General features: G+C 73.9%; 17 protein-coding genes. 4 read left to right on the top strand and 13 right to left on the bottom strand.

Going from position 1 to position 19,800, the window contains the following annotated elements:
- Positions 1-126 precede the first annotated feature (126 nt).
- From BJP40_RS09450 to BJP40_RS09440, 3 genes are all read left to right on the top strand, one after another.
- Positions 127-987 (top strand): 3-hydroxybutyryl-CoA dehydrogenase, encoded by an 861-nt coding sequence (locus BJP40_RS09450; protein ID WP_071265792.1) that lies wholly within the window; start codon positions 127-129, stop codon positions 985-987.
- Between the two features lie 283 nt (positions 988-1,270).
- Positions 1,271-2,977, top strand: coding sequence for an SPFH domain-containing protein (locus BJP40_RS09445; protein WP_079171049.1), 1,707 nt, complete (start codon positions 1,271-1,273; stop codon positions 2,975-2,977).
- A complete protein-coding gene (locus tag BJP40_RS09440; RefSeq protein ID WP_071279995.1) occupies positions 2,974-4,296 on the top strand; it encodes an SPFH domain-containing protein in 1,323 nt (440 codons plus the stop codon). Before BJP40_RS09445 ends, BJP40_RS09440 begins: the two co-directional genes overlap by 4 nt.
- A 183-nt stretch (positions 4,297-4,479) precedes the next feature.
- Here the strand turns inward: BJP40_RS09440 and BJP40_RS09435 are convergent, their stop codons facing one another.
- The 10 genes from BJP40_RS09435 to infC all read right to left on the bottom strand — a co-directional run bounded on the left by BJP40_RS09435 (position 4,480) and on the right by infC (position 15,617).
- Positions 4,480-5,010 (bottom strand): NUDIX hydrolase, encoded by a 531-nt coding sequence (locus BJP40_RS09435; RefSeq protein ID WP_071279994.1) that lies wholly within the window; start codon positions 5,008-5,010, stop codon positions 4,480-4,482.
- Positions 5,011-5,061: 51 nt separating this feature from the next.
- On the bottom strand, positions 5,062-6,402 hold the full coding sequence (locus BJP40_RS09430) for a transcriptional regulator (RefSeq protein ID WP_071279993.1): 1,341 nt from the start codon (positions 6,400-6,402) through the stop codon (positions 5,062-5,064).
- 317 nt (positions 6,403-6,719) lie between these two features.
- The gene (locus BJP40_RS09425; RefSeq protein WP_071279992.1) at positions 6,720-7,775 is read right to left on the bottom strand and encodes a PP2C family protein-serine/threonine phosphatase; all 1,056 of its coding nucleotides are present in this window, start codon (positions 7,773-7,775) and stop codon (positions 6,720-6,722) included.
- Between the two features lie 378 nt (positions 7,776-8,153).
- On the bottom strand, positions 8,154-10,682 hold the full coding sequence (gene pheT / locus BJP40_RS09420; RefSeq protein WP_071279991.1) for a phenylalanine--tRNA ligase subunit beta: 2,529 nt from the start codon (positions 10,680-10,682) through the stop codon (positions 8,154-8,156).
- Complete coding sequence (pheS, locus tag BJP40_RS09415) at positions 10,682-11,809, bottom strand: phenylalanine--tRNA ligase subunit alpha (RefSeq protein WP_071267968.1); 1,128 nt, start codon at positions 11,807-11,809, stop codon at positions 10,682-10,684. Before pheS ends, pheT begins: the two co-directional genes overlap by 1 nt.
- A 160-nt stretch (positions 11,810-11,969) precedes the next feature.
- Entirely contained in the window at positions 11,970-13,127 is a 1,158-nt protein-coding gene (locus BJP40_RS09410; RefSeq protein ID WP_071279990.1) for an ATP-binding protein, read from the bottom strand.
- A gap of 54 nt (positions 13,128-13,181) precedes the next feature.
- Positions 13,182-14,039 (bottom strand): RNA methyltransferase, encoded by an 858-nt coding sequence (locus BJP40_RS09405; protein ID WP_071279989.1) that lies wholly within the window; start codon positions 14,037-14,039, stop codon positions 13,182-13,184.
- Positions 14,040-14,181: 142 nt separating this feature from the next.
- The gene (gene rplT / locus BJP40_RS09400; RefSeq protein WP_071267962.1) at positions 14,182-14,568 is read right to left on the bottom strand and encodes a 50S ribosomal protein L20; all 387 of its coding nucleotides are present in this window, start codon (positions 14,566-14,568) and stop codon (positions 14,182-14,184) included.
- A 96-nt stretch (positions 14,569-14,664) separates the two neighbouring features.
- Positions 14,665-14,859 (bottom strand): 50S ribosomal protein L35, encoded by a 195-nt coding sequence (gene rpmI, locus BJP40_RS09395; RefSeq protein ID WP_010476245.1) that lies wholly within the window; start codon positions 14,857-14,859, stop codon positions 14,665-14,667.
- 116 nt (positions 14,860-14,975) lie between these two features.
- Positions 14,976-15,617: a translation initiation factor IF-3 gene (infC, locus tag BJP40_RS09390; RefSeq protein WP_079169161.1), complete on the bottom strand. Its 642-nt coding sequence runs from the start codon at positions 15,615-15,617 to the stop codon at positions 14,976-14,978.
- A 377-nt stretch (positions 15,618-15,994) separates the two neighbouring features.
- On the opposite strand from infC, the gene BJP40_RS09385 reads away from it, so the two are divergent.
- Positions 15,995-16,357, top strand: a complete 363-nt coding sequence (locus BJP40_RS09385; protein ID WP_071279988.1) for a DUF1844 domain-containing protein — start codon at positions 15,995-15,997, stop codon at positions 16,355-16,357.
- A gap of 44 nt (positions 16,358-16,401) precedes the next feature.
- Here BJP40_RS09385 and BJP40_RS09380 read toward each other — a convergent pair whose 3' ends face one another.
- The 3 genes from BJP40_RS09380 to BJP40_RS09370 all read right to left on the bottom strand — a co-directional run bounded on the left by BJP40_RS09380 (position 16,402) and on the right by BJP40_RS09370 (position 19,562).
- Positions 16,402-17,154: an SseB family protein gene (locus tag BJP40_RS09380; RefSeq protein ID WP_071279987.1), complete on the bottom strand. Its 753-nt coding sequence runs from the start codon at positions 17,152-17,154 to the stop codon at positions 16,402-16,404.
- Positions 17,155-17,343: 189 nt separating this feature from the next.
- Positions 17,344-18,678: a type VII secretion-associated serine protease mycosin gene (gene mycP, locus BJP40_RS09375; protein WP_079171048.1), complete on the bottom strand. Its 1,335-nt coding sequence runs from the start codon at positions 18,676-18,678 to the stop codon at positions 17,344-17,346.
- The gene (locus tag BJP40_RS09370) at positions 18,678-19,562 is read right to left on the bottom strand and encodes a hypothetical protein (RefSeq protein WP_226962705.1); all 885 of its coding nucleotides are present in this window, start codon (positions 19,560-19,562) and stop codon (positions 18,678-18,680) included. The genes mycP and BJP40_RS09370 overlap by 1 nt, the downstream gene beginning before the upstream one ends.
- Positions 19,563-19,800: the final 238 nt, after the last annotated feature.

Below are 19,800 nucleotides of genomic sequence, written 5' to 3'. Positions count from 1 at the left end.
CCTGCCGCCCGCCCCTCCTCGGTCCGTACGAACGGAGTAACGTCAGGGGGTCGAGGCGGGCGCGTCGGAACCATACGAGGGCCCGCCACCGCCGGATTCAGCGAAAGGCACGAGGTGACGGACTCAATGGCCGACATTGCACGCGTCGGAGTGGTGGGCTGCGGTCAGATGGGCGCAGGCATCGCGGAGGTGTGCGCCCGCAGCGGCCTCGATGTCATGGTGGCCGAGACCACGGGGGAGGCGCTGGAGATCGGCCGTACCCGGCTGCAGAACTCGCTCGTCAAGGCCGCGCAGCGCGGCAAGATCAGCGACGAGGAGCGGGACGCCACCCTCGACCGCCTGAGCTTCACGACCGACCTCGGCGAGTTCGCCGACCGCGACCTGGTCATCGAGGCGGTCGTCGAGAACGAGCAGGTCAAGACGGAGATCTTCCAGGTCCTCGACCAGGTGGTGACCCGGCAGGACGCGATCCTGGCGTCGAACACCTCCTCCATCCCGCTGGTCAAGCTGGCCGTGGCGACCTCCCGGCCCGACCAGGTCATCGGCATCCACTTCTTCAACCCGGCGCCCGTGCAGCGGCTCGTCGAGCTGATCCCGGCGCTGACGACGTCCGAGACCACCCTGGAGCGGGCCCAGGTGTTCGCCGAGAAGATGCTCGGCAAGCACGCCATCCGCGCGCAGGACCGCTCGGGCTTCGTCGTGAACGCGCTGCTGGTCCCGTACCTCCTCTCCGCCATCCGCATGTTCGAGTCCGGCATCGCGAGCCGCGAGGACATCGACAACGGCATGGAGTTCGGCTGCGCCCACCCGATGGGCCCGCTGAAGCTGTCCGACCTGATCGGCCTGGACACGATCGCCTCCATCGCCGACTCCATGTACGGCGAGTACAAGGAGCCGCTGTACGCCGCTCCCCCGCTGCTGCAGCGCATGGTGGACGCGGGCCGCCTGGGCCGCAAGACCGGGTCGGGCTTCTACACCTACTCCTGAGCAGCCCCTCCCCCGAGGACCGCGCCGCCGGACGCCCCCGCCGGCGGTTCCGGGCCCTCGGGCACCCCGGGCACCGCGCCCTGTCCCGTCACCCGGCGGACGAGCCGCCCCCGGCGACCGCCGGGGGCACTTCCGTACCCGATGGACGCCCCCCACCCGCGCCGATCGGCGGCGTGGGGAGGGGAAGACTGCCGTCACCCGGCAGTGTGCCCGCCCGCCGCACGTGACAGGGTGGAGGAGCCCGTCAGGGGAACAGCACAACCGAGCAAGGTGAGGGGGCAGGGTGTCGCGGACCCAGAACGTACGCAGGATCGCGCAGGCACTGGCCGAGGGCGGCGACCCGCGGTCGGTCGCGGAGGCGGAGGCGCGCAGGCGCCTCGGCGCGACCGGGAGCGGCGGCGCGGGGGCGGCTGCCTCCGGCGCCGGGTCGCCGTCCGGGGAGCGCCAGGAGCCGCAGGACGAGGGTATGGACCCGGCGGACTTCCCGGCGGCCCGGGAGCAGGGCGGCAGCACCGCCACGATGATGACGCAGAAGACCGTGCCGCTCGACGAGGCCGGTCAGGCCCTCAACCGCAGCGAGCAGCAGCGGGCGGACGGCCAGCCCACGCACGTCATCTGCCCCATGGTGATGCCGAAGGGCCGGTCCTTCCTGAGCATGCTGCCCGTGGGGCTGCTGCTGGTGGTCGGCGTGGTCGGCGGCTCCGTCGTGGCGGCGACGGGCGGCGGGGTGCTCGGGCACCCGCTGTTCGGCTGGCACTACTGGCTGATCGCCGTGCTCGCCGTGTGCTTCGTGTGGGCGCGGCAGGGCATGGTGATGGTGCCGGACGGCTGCCAGGCCCTGATCACCCGCTTCGGCAAGCTGGAGAAGGTCGTGGGACCCGGCCGGGTGATCCTCATCAGCCCGTGGAAGCGGGTGTCGTACATCCTCAACACCACCCGGGAGTACCCCTTCAACGCCCCGGTGCGGGAGGCGCCGACGAAGGGCGGGGTGAAGGCGTCCATCGACCTGTTCATCCAGTTCCGGATCAACGACCCGACCGAGTTCGTCTACACGCTGGGCGCGGTGCGCGGCTTCGAGGAGAAGCTCGCCAACGCCGTCAGCGAGACGATCCGGGCGCTGATCTACGAGCAGGAGGCCGCCGGGATCTACGACATGGTCGGTGAGGACACCGGCCGGCTGCTGGAGGCGCTGAACCAGCAGTTCCAGCCCGCGGTGGAGCTGACCAACGCCAACATCATCCACGCCGAGCCGTCGGACCAGGGCTACCGGATGGACCTGGCGTCCCCCGAGATGGTGCGGGTGGCGAAGGAGGCGTACACCCACGAGTACGCGCTCCAGCTGCGCAAGGAGCAGGACGAGGGCGACCTCGCCAAGGAGCTCGCGAGCCGGCAGGAGACGCTGTCGGCGATCCAGGCGGACATCGCCAGCTACCAGGCCCAGATGGACACGGCCGTGGAGCGGGAGACCAACCGGGCGCAGGCACTCGCCCGCCAGCGCTATGTGCAGGCGGAGTCCGAGGCGAAGGCGAACGCGGCGCTGCTGGAGGCGCAGGCGCTGGACATCCGGGCGATGACGGCCGCCGAAGCGCCGGAGATCCTGGAGTACCGCTACCAGCAGCGGGTGCTGGACACCCTGGAGCAGGTGGCGGACCACCTGCCGCAGCTCGTGCGCATCGGCGGGTCCGGCGATCCGTCGGAGGCGGCGGGCGTGGACTTCCTGCTGCTGGCCCGCGAGCTGATCGGGGAGCGCGGCGCGGAGCTGTTCACCCCGGACGACATGGCGGCCATGCGGGCCCGGCTCGCCAAGGTGGCGGAGCGGATCGCGGAGCGCAGCCCGCAGATCCACGCCCTGCTGGAGGCGGAGCGGCCGACGGTCCCCGCCGTGCAGGGTGAGGGTGTGGTGTCCGCGGGCGGCGGGGCCCAGTCCGGGGACGGGGACGGCACCCCGTCGGGAGAGGCGCAGGAGCAGGACGAGGAGGCGGGGCTGTGAGCGCGGCACGCACGAGCAACCGGTCGGTCATCGCGGAGGCCGTCGCCCCGTGGAGCGACATCGCGCAGCTGCTGCGGGGCGGTGAGGCGGGCACGCTGGTTCCCGTCATCATCCCGCGCTCGCGCCGCCGCCTGTGGTGGATGCTGCCGCTGTGGGTCGGCGTCTTCGCCCTGCTCAGCGGGGTGATGCTGTCGGTGGAGGCCGGCGGCTCCGGGACGGTGGGCGAGCTGGCGTACGGGGCGCTGGCCGCGGTCGCGTACACCGTGGGGGTGCTGCTGCTGGTGGTCGGCGGGCTGTGGTGGTGGCGTTCGTCGATCGTGGAGATCGAGCAGGGCACGCACGGCATCCTGACCCACTACGGCGCCTACACCCGCACGTTGGAGGCCGGGCGCCACTATCTGTGGCACCCGTGGGCGCGGGTCGAGTTCGTGGTGGACACGGCGACGGAGATCCCGTACTCGGCGCCCGTCATGGCCTGCCCGACGCAGGAGAACGTGCCGCTGCGGTCGATCGAGTTCTTCCTGAAGTTCCGCATCACGGACGCGCTGCTGTTCGTGCGGACCATCGGCGCGGGCAACTTCGACCTGGTGCTGTCGGCCGCCGTGCAGGACGCCATCCGGCAGCGGGCCCGCAGGATGCGCACCGAGCGGGCGTACGACCTGCGGGGCTCGGACGTCGCGGACATGCAGGACCTGCTGAACCGCCAGCTGTCCCGCTACGGGGTGCGGATCACCGGCTGCAACATCCCGGACGTCCAGCTGCCCACCCAGTACCAGCAGCACCTGGCGACCCGGGAGCGGGTCGCGAAGGAGCGCACGGCGTACGACCAGGAGTGGGGGCTGACCCGCAAGCGCCGGATCGACAGCCTGCAGATGGACATCGAGCGGGCGAAGAAGGTGCGGGACGCGCGCATCGTCGAGGTGAAGGCGGCGCTGAACCGGGCGCGGGAGGCCGTGGCGCAGCTGCTGGAGGAGCAGGAGACCGACGCGCAGAAGGTGCGCTTCGAGATCGAGACGCGCGGGCGCAGCGGCCTGATCTCCGCGGAGAACGAGGCGCGGGCGCAGCGGGCGCTGGCGCAGGCGTACCGGGACAACCGGGCGGTGCTCCAGTACGAGTTGGCACTGCGCCGGCTGGAGGTGGGCGCGGAGCTCGCGACGAACGCGCCGCAGCCGGTGGTGGTCCGCACCGACGGGCCGGGCGGCGGGGACACGTCGGCGCTGTCGACGCTGCTGACGGCGCAGCTGCTGCCGAAGACGGCCCCGCTGCTGTCCCGGGGCGACGGCGCGGCGCGCCCGGACGGGGCGGTACAGGGCGACTGAACCGGCGTCCGGCCCCGGGTGACCGACGGGCCGCGGACTCCGGCGCGCCCGGGCGGCGGGCCGTGTGGTCCGCGGGCCGCCCGCGTGAGCGGTGGGCGCGGCGCCGGTCGGCCGGCCGGTCCCGTGGTCGGGTGGCGGGCGCAGGAGGGGGGCGGGCCGCGGGCCCGCCCCCCTCCGTCGTGCTCAGCCGAGCCGCAGGTGGTGCAGCATCAGCAGTCCCGCCGCCATGTTGGCTGCGGGGACGTCGCCCCGGGCGATCATGTCGGGGACGAGCTTGAGCGGTATCCAGGCGCGGCGGGTGGACTCGAAGGCGTCCCGGGGCTCACCGACGCAGGTGGCCTCCTCGGTCCAGTAGAGGTGGTGGCGCGCGTCGGTGAGGCCGTTGGACGGCTCGACGGTGAGCAGGTGGTGCAGCGGGCCGGGGCGCCAGCCCGTCTCCTCCTCCATCTCCCGCGCCGCTGCGGCCTCGGGTGTCTCGCCGTCCTCGACGACGCCTGCGGCGAGCTCCCACCCCCAGGTGTCCGTGATGAAGCGGTGCCGCCAGAGCAGCAGGACCTCGTCGGCGTCGTTGACGGCGGTGGCGACGGCCACGGGGCGGAGCCGGATGAGGAAGTGGTCGAGCCGGCGGCCGTCGGGAAGGGCCACGTCCGCCAGGTTTACCTTGAACCAGCGGTTCTCATACACCGTTTCTTCGCTGATGTTCGTCCACTGCACTGTTCTGCCACCTTCCGGCTTGTAGGTGGCAATATCGCAGCAGGTGGCTTCTCACAGAGGAACGCGCAGCGCCGCGTCGATGAGTTCTGCGGCCCTCCCCGCCTCACCGCAGCCGCTCGCCGCCAGGCGCTCCCGCACCTCCCGCAGGCGGTCGCGGAGCCGCCGCGATTCCATTCCCCGCGCCCGCTCCGCCATCTCGGCCGCGGTGCACGCGGCCAGGTCCGCCTCGCCCTGGCGGAGCTGGATCTGGCTGAGGATGGCCAGCCGGTGCACCCTGCCCCGGTCGTGTGCCGGGGTACGCACCGCGGCGGTGGCGTTCTCCCGGGCTCCGGCGAGATCACCCAGACTGAGCAGGGCCTCGGCCACCTGGACGTTGACGAGTCCCGGCTGCACGTAGCCGGTCTCGTCCGGCTCGCGGCCCGGCCGGATCCGCTCGGCCGCCGCCTCCGCACGCCGGATGCAGCGCACGGCCGCGGCGCCGTCCCCGAGGTGCGCGTACGCCTTCGCCTGCATGGCGTGCAGGTCGGCGGCGAGGGCAGGGGTGATCTGCCGGTCCGCCGCCCGCAGCGCGGCCTCCGCGAACGCCACGGCCTGCCGGAACTCCCCCGTGAACAGCGACTGGTTGACCAGGAGGGCGATCACGTAGGCACCGAGCCCGCGGTCCCCGCTGGCCTTCGCCAACCGCAGAGCCTGGTGGAAGTACCGCTGGGCCAGGCCGTGTGCGTCGGAGTCGTACGCGCAGATGCCGGCGACCGCCACCAGCCCGCCGGCGGCACGGTGCAACTGCCGCCCCAGCGCGTCGTTGTAGGCACCCCGCAGCAGCGGCGCGGCCTCCCGGGTGAGGAACCCGACGACCCGGCTGCGCGTGGCGACCCCGCCGGCCTTTCGGTACATCTGCTCGTAGTGGGCCCGGGCCGCGCGCAGCATCTCCATGTCGTCCGGGGTGACCCGCGTGCGGCCGTCCCGGGACACGTCGGCGTCCTCCGGCGGGTTCTCCCACTCCCAGACGGGCACGACGGCCGGAGTTCCGGTCACGGCGGGCGCACCCAGCAGGTGCGGACGCTGCTGCTCGTCGGACCGCCACAGGGCGGTGGCGCGCTCCACGAACCCGGCCAGCGGCGTGCCGTGCGCCACGGCGCAGTCGCCCGCCACACCGAACCCGGTGTCGTCCAGTGTGACCGGGCGGCGCAGCCGTGCACCGAGCACCTCGCAGATCAGGTCCGGCACCTGGCCCCGGGGTCGCTGGCCCTTCAACCAGCGCGCCACGGCGGTGTGTTCGTACCGCAGGGCAAGACCCCTGGACCTGCCGGCCTGGTTCACCCGCGCGGCCAGGCCCGCGTGCGACATGCCCGCCTCGTCCAGCAGTGCGTCGAGCAGGGTGTTGGGCTGCATGAATGCCCTCCGGTGCCGTGCCTCGGAGCGCCCAGCGTAGTGGAGCGGGCGCGGACGGAAACGGCCTGTGGACAACCCGGGGGACGGGGAAGGCCGGCGTTTCGCACGGGGTGTGAAGGCAGCACCCGTACGGGCACCGCGTGCGCGCTACCGCCGCATGGTGGGGCGCGGTTGACTGGTGGCCTCTCAGGAGGCGGCAGGGTCGCCGGCTCCCCTCGTACAGTACGGCGGCCCGCCGGAGCGCCGTCCGTCCCACCGACCTGCCCGACACACCGAGGTGGGACGGGCGGCACCGGCCGCACCGTCCGGTCCAGCCGCTATCGAGAGGAGGGTGCGGGCCGTCGGCGGCGCAGTCCCGACTCGGTGGACTGCGCCGGCACCCGCGTGCACGGGGAACGCAGCCGGTCGTTGCTCACGGCGACGAGGGCCGCGTCGTCTTCGAGGCGTCCCCCGCCGTGGGCGAGGAGCGCACGGCGCACGTGCTCGACGAGCGCGGAGGGTGTCTGCGGCACCGCCCGTACCGCCGCGGCCAGGACGTCTTCCAGGGGGAAGAACCTCCCCGTGGTGTCGCGGGCCTCCGCGGCCCCGTCGGTGTACAGGAACAGCGATTCGCCCGCCAGCAGGCGAGCGCAGCGCCGCACGGGCAGGGTGTCCGGCAGCGGGAACGCGCCCAGCGGGGGCAGCGGATCACCGACCCCCAGCGGCTCCACGCTCTGGCAGCCGAGCCGGAAGGGCCCCGGGTGGCCGCAGTTGAGCACCAGGAGTTCGCCGCTGCGGCGGATGTCGAGCAGCAGGACCGTCACGAACTCCTCGGGCGCCTCGGTGCCGCCCTCGTCCGCCCGCTCGCCCACGTACCGCTGCAGCGCCCGGTCGAGGCGCCGCAGCACTCCCCCGAGCCCTGGCTCCTCGTGGGCGGCCTCCCGGAAACTGCCGAGGACGGCCGCGACCGCGCCGAGGGCGGAGAGGCCGTGGCCGCGCACGTCCCCGATGATGACCCGCACCCCGTGCGGCGTGGTCACCGCCTCGTAGAGGTCGCCGCCCACGGACGCGCCCCGCACGGCGGCGATCTGTGCGGCGGCGACCGACAGCCCGTCGAGACAGGGCGGGAGAGGACGCAGCAGGACCTGCTGGGCGGCCTGCGCGACGGCCTGCAGCTGGCTCAGCTCCCGGTAAAGGCTGCGACAGGCGCCGAGGACCAGCACGGTGCCGACGGCGAAGAAGACGGCGCTGGTCGCGGCCCGGGTGGCGAGGTCGACGCGCTGCGCCAGGGGGCAGGTCAGCTTCCAGGCGATGGCGGTGAGCCCCCACAGCATGGGCAGGGCGAGCGGGGCGAGTCTGCGCGCCCGGGGCCACCGGGGCCTTCTACGGATCATGCGGACCGCCCTCCTTCAGGCCCCATGGTCGCGGTCGGGGACGATTCTGCCGAGCCTCCCGGGACACGCGGGAACATTCACCGGACATCTCACCCGGATGAGTGATATGTCCGTCAGAGGGTCAGGGCCACCGGGTGCGGTCGCCCAGGCGCCCCGTTGCTGCCGGCCGCCGGCCGTGCGGTGAGGGGCGCTCCCGCGCACGAGGAGGCAAGCCTCCGGTACCGAGGGCGATGGCGAGACCGGCCGAAGCGCTCCCGCGCACGAGGGGGCAGGCCTCAGGCCCGGGGGCCGCCCGCGCAGGCGGGGCGGGTCCTGGGGGAGGGGTATGCGGAAGGGGCGCGCCCGGTGGCTCCGGGCGCGCCCCTTCCGTCGTGGGCGTCAGGCGCCGCGCAGTACCGCGCCGGTGCGCTCGGCGGCAAGCGCCACCGCGGCGTCGCGTGCGGCCGTGGCCTCCTCGACGGTCAGCGTGCGGTCCGCGGCGCGGAACCGCAGGGCGTACGCGAGGGACTTCTTGCCCGCGCCGATCTGCTCACCGGTGAAGGTGTCGAACAGGCGGATGGACTCCAGCAGTTCGCCCGCGCCCTCGCGGAGCACGCGCTCCACCTCGGCGGCCGGCACCGCGGTGTCGACGACCAGGGCGACGTCCTGCGTGGCGACCGGGAAGGAGGAGATCCGCGGCGCCTTGACGGCCCCCGCGGAGGCCCGCTCGACGAGGTCGAGGTCCATCTCCATCGCGCAGGTGCGGGCCGGCAGGCCGAGCGCCTTGACGACGCGCGGGTGCAGCTCGCCCGCGTGGCCCACGACGCGCTCGGTACCGTCGGCCACGACGGCGAGCTCGGCGCACCGGCCCGGGTGCCACGGCCCGTACTGGCCCTGGCGGACGAGCAGCTCGGCGCCGGCCTCGCGGGCCACGAGCCGGGCGGCCTCGACCGCGTCGGCCCAGTCGGCGGGGCGGCCCTTGCCCCACCAGCCGGCCTGTTCGCGCGCCCCGGCGAGGACGACGGCGACGTGCCGCGGCTGCTGCGGCAGTACCGCGTTCAGGCCCTCGAGCTCCGCGTCGGACGGGCGGCGCTCCACGGTGAGCCGCACCGCGACACCCGGCTCCGCCGGGGTGCGGAAGACCAGGCCGGTCTCGAAGAGCGCCAGGTCGTGGCTGCCGCGGCCGTCGTTGCGGCGCAGGGCGCCGAGGAGGCCCGGCAGCAGCGTGGAGCGCAGCGCCGGCTCCTCGTCGGAGAGCGGGTTGACGAGCGTGACGAGACGGCGGGACGGGTCGTCCGCGGGGATGTCGAGCTGGTCGAGGGCCTGTTCGCCGATGAACGGGTAGTTCAGCGCCTCGACGTAGCCGGCGCCGGCCAGGGCGCGGCCCACCCGGCGGTGGGTGCGCTGGCGCTCGGTGAGGCCGCGGCCCGCCGGGGGCTTCGGCAGCGTGGAGGGCAGGTTCTCGTAGCCCTCCAGCCTGATGACCTCCTCCGCGAGGTCGTTCGGCTCGTTCAGGTCGGGCCGCCACGACGGGACGGTGACGACGAGCTCGTCCTGCCCGTAGACGTCGCAGCCGACTTCCTGGAGGCGGCGGACGACGGTCTCGCGGCCGTAGTGGACACCGGCGACCCGGTCGGGGTGGTCGGCGTGCATGGCGATCGTGCGCGGGGCGCTCGGCGCGATGACCTCGGTCACGCCTGCCTCGGCGGTGCCGCCCGCGAGGAGGACCAGCAGGTCGACGGTGCGCTGCGCGGCAGCGGCGGCGGCCTGCGGGTCGACGCCGCGCTCGAAGCGGCGGGACGCCTCGGAGGACAGCTTGTGGCGGCGGGCCGTGCGGGCGATGGAGATGGCGTCGAAGTGCGCCGCCTCGACGACCACCTCGGTGGTTCCCTGGACCTGGCCGGTCTCGGGGTCGGCGGCGGCGTCGGCGATCTCGGTGTTGGCGCCGCCCATGACGCCCGCGATGCCGATGGGCCCGCGGTTGTCGGTGATGACCAGGTCGGCCGGGTCCAGGACCCGGGCCGTGCCGTCGAGGGTGGTGATCTTCTCGCCGGGCTCGGCGCGGCGCACCCCGATCGGGCCGTCGAGACGGCTGCGGTCGTAGGCGTGCAGCGGCTGGCCCAGCTCCAGCATCACGTAGTTCGTGACGTCGACGGCGAGCGAGATCGGACGCATGCCGGCCTTCTGGAGGCGGCGCTGCAGCCAGATCGGGGAGCGTGCCTCGGGGTCGAGGCCGACGACGGTGCGCGCGGTGAACCGGGAGCAGCCGACCGGGTCGGCGACCCGGACCGGGTAGCCGTACGAGTTGGGCGCGGGCACGTCGAGCAGCGCCGGGTCGCGCAGCGGCAGCCCGTACGCGGTGGCGGTCTCGCGGGCGACGCCGCGCACCGACAGGCAGTAGCCGCGGTCGGGGGTGACGGCGATGTCGAGTACCTCGTCGTACAGCTCCAGCAGCACGGTCGCGTCGGTGCCGACCTCGTGCTCCGGCGGCAGGACGATGATGCCCTTGGTGCCGTCGTCGCCCATGTCCAGCTCGTCGCTGGAGCAGATCATGCCGCGGGAGACCCGGCCGTAGGTCTTGCGCTCGGCGATGCGGAAGTCGCCGGGCAGCACGGCGCCGGGGAGGGCGACGACGACCTTGTCGCCCTCCGCGAAGTTGCGGGCGCCGCAGATGATCTCCTGCGGTTCGCCGGTGCCGTTGGCCTGGCCGACGTCGACGGTGCAGAAGCGGATCGGCTTCTTGAACTCGGTGAGTTCCTCGATGGTGAGCACCCGGCCCACGACGAGGGGGCCGGTCAGGCCGGCGCCGAGCTGCTCGACGGTCTCGACCTCCAGACCCGCCGACACCAGTTTGGCCTGTACGTCGCGGCCGGTCTCCGTCGCCGGCAGGTCGACGTACTCCCGCAGCCACGAAAGCGGGACCCGCATCAGATCTCCATCCCGAACGGCCGGGTGAACCGGACGTCACCCTCGACCATGTCTCGCATGTCTTCGACGTTGTGGCGGAACATCAGCATCCGCTCGATGCCGAACCCGAAGGCGAAGCCGCTGTACTTCTCCGGGTCGACACCGCAGGCGACGAGCACCTTGGGGTTGACCATGCCGCAACCGCCGAGCTCGATCCAGCCCTCGCTGCCGCACGTGCGGCAGGGCCGCTCCGGGTTGCCGACCGACGCGCCGCGGCACACGTAGCAGAGCATGTCCATCTCGGCGGACGGCTCGGTGAAGGGGAAGAAGTTCGGGCGCAGCCGGGTCTTCATGTCCGGTCCGAAGAGCGCCTGGACCATGTGGTCGAGGGTGCCCTTGAGGTCGGCCATGGTGAGGCCCTCGTCGACGGCGAGCAGCTCGATCTGGTGGAAGACCGGGGTGTGCGTGGCGTCGAGCTCGTCGGTGCGGTAGACGCGGCCGGGGCACACCACGTAGACGGGCGGCTCGCGGTCCACGAGGGTGCGTGCCTGCACCGGCGAGGTGTGGGTGCGCAGCACGATGCCGGACTCGTCGCCGCGCGTGCCCTCGGGCCCCTGGACGAAGAACGTGTCCTGCATCTGGCGCGCGGGGTGGTCGGGGACGAAGTTGAGGGCGTCGAAGTTGAACCACTCCGCCTCGACCTCGGGGCCCTCCGCGACCTCGTAGCCCATCGAGACGAAGACGTCCGCGACGCGCTCCATGAGGGTGGTCAGCGGGTGGCGTGCGCCGGCCGGGGTGCGGTCGTAGGGGAGGGTGACGTCCACGGCCTCCTCGACCAGCACGCGGGCGTCCCGCTCCGCCTCCAGTTCGGCCTGGCGGGCTGCCAGCGCCTTGGAGACGGCGCCGCGGGCCTGACCGACGCGCTTGCCGGCCTCGGCCTTGGCGTGCGGCGGCAGCGCGCCGATCTCACGGTTGGCGAGCGCGAGCGGCGAGGTGCCGCCCGTGTGGGCCACCTTCGCCTGGGCGAGCGCGTCGAGGTCGCCTGCGGCGGCGAACGCGGCGAGCGCCTCGTCCCGCATGCGCTCGATCTCTTCCGGTTTCAGTGCCTCGACCTCGACTGGGTCGTACGACTTGTTGGGTGCCGACATCTCTTCCCGTGCTTCCGAATGGGCTGGCTGAAGCCCCCGCTCGACGACCGAGGACGCAAAGGTGCCAAAGGTCGAGTCTAACGGGGCGCTGCGGACCTGGCTGAGCCCGTGGGGGGCGGGGCGGTGGTCGTCCCGCAGTGTGGACGGTGTACGGCGGGGCTCAGAAGCCCTGGGTCCCGTACGCCGGCGCCCCCACGGGCAGGGTGAATCGGAACTCCGCCCCGCCGGACGGGCCGCGGCCCACGGTGATCGTGCCGCCGTGCGCCTCGACGATGCCCTTGACGATGTACAGGCCGAGGCCGGTGCCGCCGCGCGTGCTGCCGCGCCAGAAGCGGGTGAAGACGCGACCCATCGACTCCTCGGGGATGCCGGGACCTTCGTCGCTCACGGTGACCGCCGTTCCCTTCTCGTCGTCGTCGGGGCCGGTGGGGGCCACCTCGATGGTGACGGTTCCCTCGCCGTGGCGCACCGCGTTTTCGAGGAGGTTGCCGAGGACCTGGTCGACCTTGTCCGGGTCGGCCCACAGGTCGGGCAGCGGGCGGCGGACGCGGACGAAGAAGCGGTCCGGGGACTGGCCGCGCGCCGTGTGCCCCTGGATGTGGCGGCCGACGGCGGCGGCGAGGTCCACGGGCTGGCGGCGCACCTCCAGACGGCCGGAGTCGATGCGGGAGATGTCGAGCAGTTCGGTGATCAGCCGGGTGACCCGGTTGGCGTCGGCGTCGACGGTCTCCAGCATCAGCCGCTTCTGGTCGTCGGTGAACCGGTCCCACTTGGCCAGCAGCGTGGCCGTGAAGCCCTTGACGGAGGTGAGCGGGGAGCGGAGTTCGTGCGCCACGGTGGCGATCAGCTCGGCGTGACTGCGCTCGGTGCGGCGCCGGGCCTCCGTGCCGCGCAGGGTGACGACGACGCGGCTGACCGGGCCGAGGGGCCGGGCCCGCACGTAGCGGGCGGCCACGAGGACCTCCCGGCCGCCCGGCAGCAACAGGTTCCGCTCGGGCTGACCGGTACGGATGGCGAGGCCGCCGTACGGGTCGGTGAGCGCCCACCAGCGGCGGCCCTTCAGGTCCTCCAGCGGCAGCGCCTCCTCCAGGGCCGCGCCGAGGGCCCGGGGGCCGGGCAGGGAGGTGATACGGGACGCCTGGCGGTTGAAGCAGACGATCCGGCCGCGGTCGTCGGCGACGACCAGCCCGTCCGGCAGGTCGTCGGGGTCGCAGTGCGGCGTGCCGGGTCCGGCGTCCCGGGCGCGGGGCGCGTGCGGCGCGTCGGCGTCCTCTAAAGCGGCCCGGCGCTCCGCGTGCCTGCCCGTACCGAGCGTCATCCCCGTACCCCACCCCTCAGTGCTGCGCGACGGGCCCCCGAGCCCGCCACCCTACTAGGTGGAGGTGACGGAGCGGCACCCTCCGGCAGCGCGCTGCGCACGGGCGGATGCGTAGAGACATACGGCTGCGGCCGTCGCGAGGTTCAGGCTCTCGGCCTTCCCGTGGATCGGGACGCGGACGACCGCGTCGGCGAGGGCCCGGGTCTCCTCGGGGAGGCCCCACGCCTCGTTGCCGAAGATCCACGCGGTGGGCCCTCCCATGCTGCCCGCATCGAGTTCGGCGTCCAGGTCGTCGTGTCCGGCACCGTCGGCGGCCAGCACCCGTGCACCGGCGTCCTTGAGTCCCGTCACGGCTTGCTGGACGGGCACACCCACGGCGACGGGCAGGTGGAAGAGGGACCCGACGGAGGCACGTACGGACTTCGGGTTGTAGAGGTCGACGGAGGCGTCGGTGAGGACGACGGCGTCGGCACCCGCCGCGTCGGCGCAGCGGAGCACGGTGCCGGCGTTGCCGGGGTCGCGCACGTGGGCGAGGACGGCGACGAGCCGGGGCCGGGCGGCGAGGATGTCGGCGAACGGCGAGTCGAGGAACCGGCAGACCCCGATGAGGCCCTGCGGGGTGACGGTCTGCGACAGGTCGGCGATGACCTCGTCCGAGGCGTGGTGGACGCGGGCGCCGGTGGCGCGGGCCGCGTCGACGATGTCGGCGTACCGGGCGGCGGCCTCGGTGGTGGTGAAGAGTTCGAGCAGCGTCGGCGCGCCGTCGGGGCCGCGGTGGGCGACGGCCTCCCGGACGGCCTGCGGGCCCTCGGCGAGGAAGCGCCGCTCCTTGCCCCGGAAGGCGCGCTTGGCGAGCCGCCGCGCGGCGACGACGCGCGGGGAACGCGGGGAGATCAGCTCGGGGGTGCCCATGATGCTCGGCGGCTCTCTTCTCGTACGGACACGTCGTGCGGTGCCACCGTGCGGTGGGCGGCGCGGTGTGTGCGGGACAACGCGCCGGACCCGCAGGCGCGCGGCCTGCGGGTCCGGTCGGAAGGAACGGTGGCCTGGGGGATCAGGCAGCGGCCTTCGGGGCGTTGACGTCGCTCGGGAGGGCCTTCTGGGCGACCTCGACGAGGGCGGCGAACGCGTTGGCGTCGTTGACCGCGAGCTCGGCCAGGATCTTGCGGTCGACCTCGATGTTCGCGGCCTTCAGACCCTGGATGAAGCGGTTGTAGGTGATGCCGTTGGCGCGGGCAGCGGCGTTGATGCGCTGGATCCACAGCTGACGGAAGTCGCCCTTGCGCTTCTTGCGGTCGTTGTAGTTGTAGACCAGCGAGTGGGTGACCTGCTCCTTGGCCTTGCGGTACAGGCGGGAGCGCTGGCCCCGGTAGCCGCTGGCCTGCTCCAGGATCGCACGGCGCTTCTTGTGGGCGTTCACTGCGCGCTTGACGCGTGCCACTTGTTAACTCCTTGTAGCGGGGCCGTGGGGGTGCTCACACGGCCCGGAAACGATTGGGTCCCGGCTTTCGCGGGTGGGGATCAGACGAGGCGGGGCTCAGATGCCCAGCATCTTCTTGATCTTGGCGCTGTCACCCGGGGCCATCTCGGCGTTGCCAGTGAGGCGGCGCGTCAGCTTGGACGACTTGTGCTCGAGCAGGTGGCGCTTGCCGGCACGCTCACGGAGCACCTTGCCGGAGCCGGTGATCTTGAAGCGCTTCTTGGCACCGCTGTGCGTCTTGTTCTTCGGCATAGCGCCGTTATCTCCTCGTCAGTGGCGCTCCCAGCCGGTCCGGGGACCGGCACGCGGGAGCGTCAGGTGGATCGGTTTCGCGTCCTGGGCGGGGTGCCCGGGACGCCGCCTTGCGGCTATTCGGCGGACTGCTCCGCCTGTGCGGGCTGCTCCGCCTCGGCGGGCTGCTCCGCCTGGGCGGACTGGCCCTGGCGCTCCGCCTTGCGGGCGGCCTGCGCCTCGCGGGCCTCGGCCATCGCCTCGGTCTTCTTCTTGTGCGGACCGAGGACCATGATCATGTTGCGGCCGTCCTGCTTCGGGTTCGACTCCACGAAGCCGAGCTCCTGGACGTCCTCGGCGAGCCGCTGGAGCAGTCGGTACCCCAGCTCGGGGCGGGACTGCTCACGACCACGGAACATGATCGTGATCTTGACCTTGTCGCCCTGCTTGAGGAACCGGACGACGTGACCCTTCTTGGTGTCGTAGTCGTGCGGGTCGATCTTCGGCCGGAGCTTCATCTCCTTGATGACCGTGTGCGCCTGGTTCTTGCGCGCCTCACGGGCCTTCATGGCCGACTCGTACTTGAACTTCCCGTAGTCCATGAGCTTGCACACCGGCGGACGGGCGTTCGCCGCGACCTCGACCAGGTCCAGGTCGTACTCCTGGGCAAGCTCCAGGGCCTTGGCAAGCGGGACAATCCCGACCTGCTCGCCGCTGGGACCGACAAGTCGCACCTCGGGGACACGAATCCGCTCGTTGATGCGGGGCTCGGCGCTGATGGATCCTCCTCGGTAGCACCACGCGACCGCCTGGCGGACGGACGCGTAACGTCTGTTTCGTCAGACCAACCGCGCCGGCGCATGAAAAATGCCCCGGACGGGACACAGGCGGGGCTCCTGGGATTACCGGAACACCGCCACGGGCCAACCGCGGGGCGCTGTCTTCGGGCGACTCCATCGTCCGTACGGAACGATGGGCGCCGCCTGACCGGTGACCCGCCGCCCCTCGGGGCGGTCAGGTGGGAGATCGGAGCCTCCACTTGTGGGCCGGAGCGCAGTGGTTCCGGCCGGTCGTCACTCCAGGCTAGCAGCTTCTCCGGGGCGGGCCCAATCGGGCGGGCGCGGCCCGGCCTGCGGGGACCGCATATCGTGGGGGTATGAGTGACGCCACGCCGAGCCCGGCCTCCCCCGACTTCCACGACATGACCCGCGACATCGCGGAGGTCCCGGCGGTCGAGGTGATCGTCACGGTCGCGGTCAACCTGATGAGCGCGGCCGCGGTGAAGCTGGGGCTCACCGAGGACGGCGACAAGTACAAGGACCTCGACGAGGCCCGCAAGCTCGTGCACGCCCTGGCGGGGCTGCTCGACGCGAGCACCACGGAGATCAGCTCGTTCCACGCGGCCCCGCTGCGGGACGGCCTGAAGTCGCTGCAGCTGGCGTTCCGCGAGGCGTCGATCGTGCCGGACGAGCCGGGGCAGGGGCCGGGCGAGAAGTACACGGGGCCGGTCTACGGCTGAACCGCGGGCGCGGTGCTCGCGCCCGCCCCGGTCATCCCCTCCCCCTACTCCCCCTTCTGTCCCTCGTCCCTGACGTACACGGGCTCGCCCGGAACGGCGGCCTCGGACGGCAGCAGTGCCAGGTCCAGGCCCCGCACCAGGCGGGCCCTCAACGTGTCGTCGGCCGCCAGCGCCTCGGCGACGCGGCGGGCGGCGGGCGCCGGCGGGACACCGGGGTCCAGGACGAGGGCCAGCGTGCCGTCCGCCCCGCCGCCGCGGACGAGGCAGGCGCGCAGCACGGCCGGCTCGGCGGCCACCACGGCCCGGACGGCCTCGGCGACGGCCGGGTCGGCGAGCGGGTCGGTGCTGGTGCGCCCCTCGGCGAGGGCCAGCAGCGCGCGCCCGGTGATCTCGAACGGGACGGGCCCCGCCATGTCGAGCACGAGCGTGTCGGCCTTCTCGTGGGCGACCGCCTGAAGTGCCTGGTGCAGCGGTACGGCGACGGGACGGGCGGCCGGGTCCCAGCGGGTCAGGGCGTCGGTGGAGGTGAACGCGGGCAGCGCCCGGCGGTTCCCGGCGACGAGCGTGGGCACGGCCATGTCGCTGGTCTTCTCGCGGCGCAGGCCGTTCTCGTCCACCTCGACCTCACCGAGGACGGCGACGACGGGGACGAGCAGCCGGGCCCCCTGGAGGGCCTCCAGCACGCGGGGTTCGACGGTGCGGTCCGCGGCCCAGGCCGCGAGGGCCTCGCTGAGCTGTGGGTCGGCGGAGCCGTCGTCGTCGGAGAAACCGGGGTCCGGGATGTTCTTGAGCGCCACGTGCCGAGCCTATCCGGGACGGTCCGGCGTCCCGCACGCCGGTGGTGGGGCGGGGAGCGCGGGCCGGTCCGGCGGCGGACGAGGGTCCGGCGGGGCTCGTGTGGTGGGGTGGCAGGGGGCGGCAGCGGCCCGGCGGGGGCGAGGCGGCCCGCCGTCCCGAGCGCGCGCGGGACGGCGGTGTCCGAGAGGTCAGCGGGGGCGGCGGCCGACGCTCCAGAGGACGGCGGCGACGGCGACGAGCAGCAGTCCGACACCGCCCACGGACAGCGGGAGCAGGTCCCCGGCGGTCTCCTCCTCGGCGGGCTCCGGTCGGGGCCCCGCGCCGAAGTAGAGGCCCCGGTAACCGGCGGCGGGCGCCTCGGGGTCGGCGGGGCGGTCCTCGGAGGCGGCGGCGATCGCTGCGGCCGGGTCGACCATCCCGTACCCCTTGGCGTCGCTGCGGCCGCCGTCGGGGCGGTCGCGGGCCGTGTCGATGAGGAGCTGCTTGACCTGCGCGGGACTGAGGTCGGGGTGGGCGGAGCGTACGAGGGCGACGGCTCCGGAGACGAAGGCGGCGGCGGCGCTGGTGCCCCACCCCTCGTAGTACTTGCGGTCCGGGTCCGCGATGACCACTTCCTTGCCGGGGGCGCTCACGGTGGCGTACCAGCGGCGGGTGGAGAAGGAGGCGCGGGCGCCGTGCCGGTCGACCGCGGTGACGGCGATCACTCCGGGATAGGCGGCGGGGTACGACACGCGGTCGCCCTTCTCCCCGCCGTTGCCCGCGGAGGCGACGACGACGGCTCCCTTGGACAGGGCGTACTGGACGGCCGCGTCCTCGGCGGGTTCGGGGTGGGCGGACTCGCTGTCGTCGCCGAGGGAGAGGTTGATCACGTCGGCACCCTCGTCGGCGGCCCAGCGGATGCCGTCCGCCAGGGCGTTGCCGCGGGTGTGGCGGGCGCGGGAGCGGGCCTTGTCGCTGCCTTCGAGGATGACGCGGACGGGCAGGATCCTGGCTTCGGGAGCGACCCCGACGACCCCGTCCCCGTTGGCGTAGCCGTGGCCGTGGGCGGCGATGATGCCGGCCATGGCGGTGCCGTGGCGGGCCCACGAGCGGTCGCCGCGCTCGGCGCCGAAGCCGATGAGGTCCTTGCCGGGGAGGACGTTCCCGGCGAGGTCGGGGTGGGTGTCGTCGACGCCGGTGTCGAGGACGGCGACGGTCACGCCTTCCCCGCGGGTGGTCTGCCAGGCCCGGTCGGTGTTGAGGGCCTCGACGCCCCACTGCTGGGCGCGGATGCCGTCGGCGTGGGCGGGGGCGGCCGGGAGGACGGCGAAGACGGTGGCGGTGAGGGCGGCGAGCACGGTGCGGGCGGCACGTGTGCGGCGCAGGGCGCCGGAGCGTGCACGGCCGCCACGGGGGCGCGGGCCGGGGTCGACCGCTGGACGAGCGGCGGAGGGGGCGGCTGTGCGGGCGGCGGGGGCGGCGGCTGCGGGACCGGCCGCCGCGCGGGGCGGGTGCGCGGCCGTCGTACGGGCGGCGGGGCGCATCAGCGGGCCTCCTTCGTCGCAGAGGGGGTCGCCTGCGGTCCGTCGACGGCCTCGGTGACGGCGCGGCGCAGCCCGTCCTCGACGCGGGCCGCGACACCGGCCGCGTCATGGCCGAGGCCCGCCTGGGCGGCCACGCTGGTCTGGCCCTTGGCCGTGGCTTCGCGGGCGGGGCGCGGGTCGGTGACGGGACGGCCGTCGGCGAAGCCGGACACCGCGTAGACGATCACGGGGATCTCGGTGAGGACGTCGACGTGCCAGCTGGCCCGCTGGGCGTCGCCGAAGTCGGCTGCGGCGGTCCCCGGGGCGGGGAGGGTCGCCGGTATGAGTTCGGGGCGCCGTTCCAGGCCGCCCGTGGTGAAGCGGTCGTGGAGCGCGGTCATCCTGGTGGTGTCGGCGTCCATGAAGACCAGGCCGACGGTGGTCACGCTGGACGCCGTGGCGTCGACGTAGGTGGCGCGCAGGACCCGCAGGCATCCGGCGGGCCCCACGGCCTCGGCGAGGCGGGGTTGCAGGGCGGCGGCGCAGGGGGCGTCCGGGGCCACGGTGATCCTGGTCCAGGTCCGGTCGGCGCCCCCGGGGCCCGCGCCGTCACCTTCGAGGGTGGTGGGGAAGAGGGTGTCGACGGGTGTGCTGTGCCAGAGCGCCGGGGTCTCGGTGTAGGGCGTGCGGACGGCTCGGGCATCCGGGTCCCGGGTGAGCCACGCCCCGGCGGCGGCACCGGCGACCAGCCCCAGGCCGAGCAGCAGGCAGGTGACGGCCGCGACGGTGCGGCCGGTGGAGCGGGCGGGGACGGCCCGCAGCGGCGTGGTCGTCTCGGTGGCCGCCTCAGGCGGGGCCCCTGCCCAGGGTCCGGCGCTGCCGGGCAGGTCGTGGGCCGCGGACACCTGCGGTGCCTGCGGTCCTGCGGCGTACGGGCGCGAGGTCGCCCACGGCGAGGGCCCCGGCCCCTGGTGGGGGAAGGCGGCCCGGGGGTCCTCGGGGGGCGCGGCGCCCGTGGAGCGCGCGCCGGGAGTCGCGGGGGCCTGGCCCGGAAGCCTGGGGCCGGCCGTCGCCCCGGAACGGTCGGCCGGGGGCGGCGGGGGGGCTGGGGAGCCGGTGTCCGGCTGCGGGGCCACGGCGGAG

It is taken from the genome of Streptomyces sp. CC53, from assembly GCF_001865245.1.
Lineage (GTDB): Bacteria > Actinomycetota > Actinomycetes > Streptomycetales > Streptomycetaceae > Streptomyces.
Note: the sequence above shows the minus strand (reverse complement) of the source record. Positions and strands in the feature narration are given on the sequence as shown.

Excerpts from the sequence above, each read along its gene's own strand:
- BJP40_RS09450 (WP_071265792.1), top strand. The coding sequence starts at position 127 with ATGGCCGACATTGCACGCGTCGGAGTGGTGGGCTGCGGTCAGATGGGC.
- BJP40_RS09430 (WP_071279993.1), bottom strand. The coding sequence starts at position 6,402 with ATGCAGCCCAACACCCTGCTCGACGCACTGCTGGACGAGGCGGGCATG.
- BJP40_RS09425 (WP_071279992.1), bottom strand. The coding sequence starts at position 7,775 with ATGATCCGTAGAAGGCCCCGGTGGCCCCGGGCGCGCAGACTCGCCCCG.
- pheT (WP_071279991.1), bottom strand. The coding sequence starts at position 10,682 with ATGCGGGTCCCGCTTTCGTGGCTGCGGGAGTACGTCGACCTGCCGGCG.
- pheS (WP_071267968.1), bottom strand. The coding sequence starts at position 11,809 with ATGTCGGCACCCAACAAGTCGTACGACCCAGTCGAGGTCGAGGCACTG.
- BJP40_RS09410 (WP_071279990.1), bottom strand. The coding sequence starts at position 13,127 with ATGACGCTCGGTACGGGCAGGCACGCGGAGCGCCGGGCCGCTTTAGAG.
- BJP40_RS09405 (WP_071279989.1), bottom strand. The coding sequence starts at position 14,039 with ATGGGCACCCCCGAGCTGATCTCCCCGCGTTCCCCGCGCGTCGTCGCC.
- rpmI (WP_010476245.1), bottom strand. The coding sequence starts at position 14,859 with ATGCCGAAGAACAAGACGCACAGCGGTGCCAAGAAGCGCTTCAAGATC.
- BJP40_RS09385 (WP_071279988.1), top strand. The coding sequence starts at position 15,995 with ATGAGTGACGCCACGCCGAGCCCGGCCTCCCCCGACTTCCACGACATG.
- mycP (WP_079171048.1), bottom strand. The coding sequence starts at position 18,678 with ATGCGCCCCGCCGCCCGTACGACGGCCGCGCACCCGCCCCGCGCGGCG.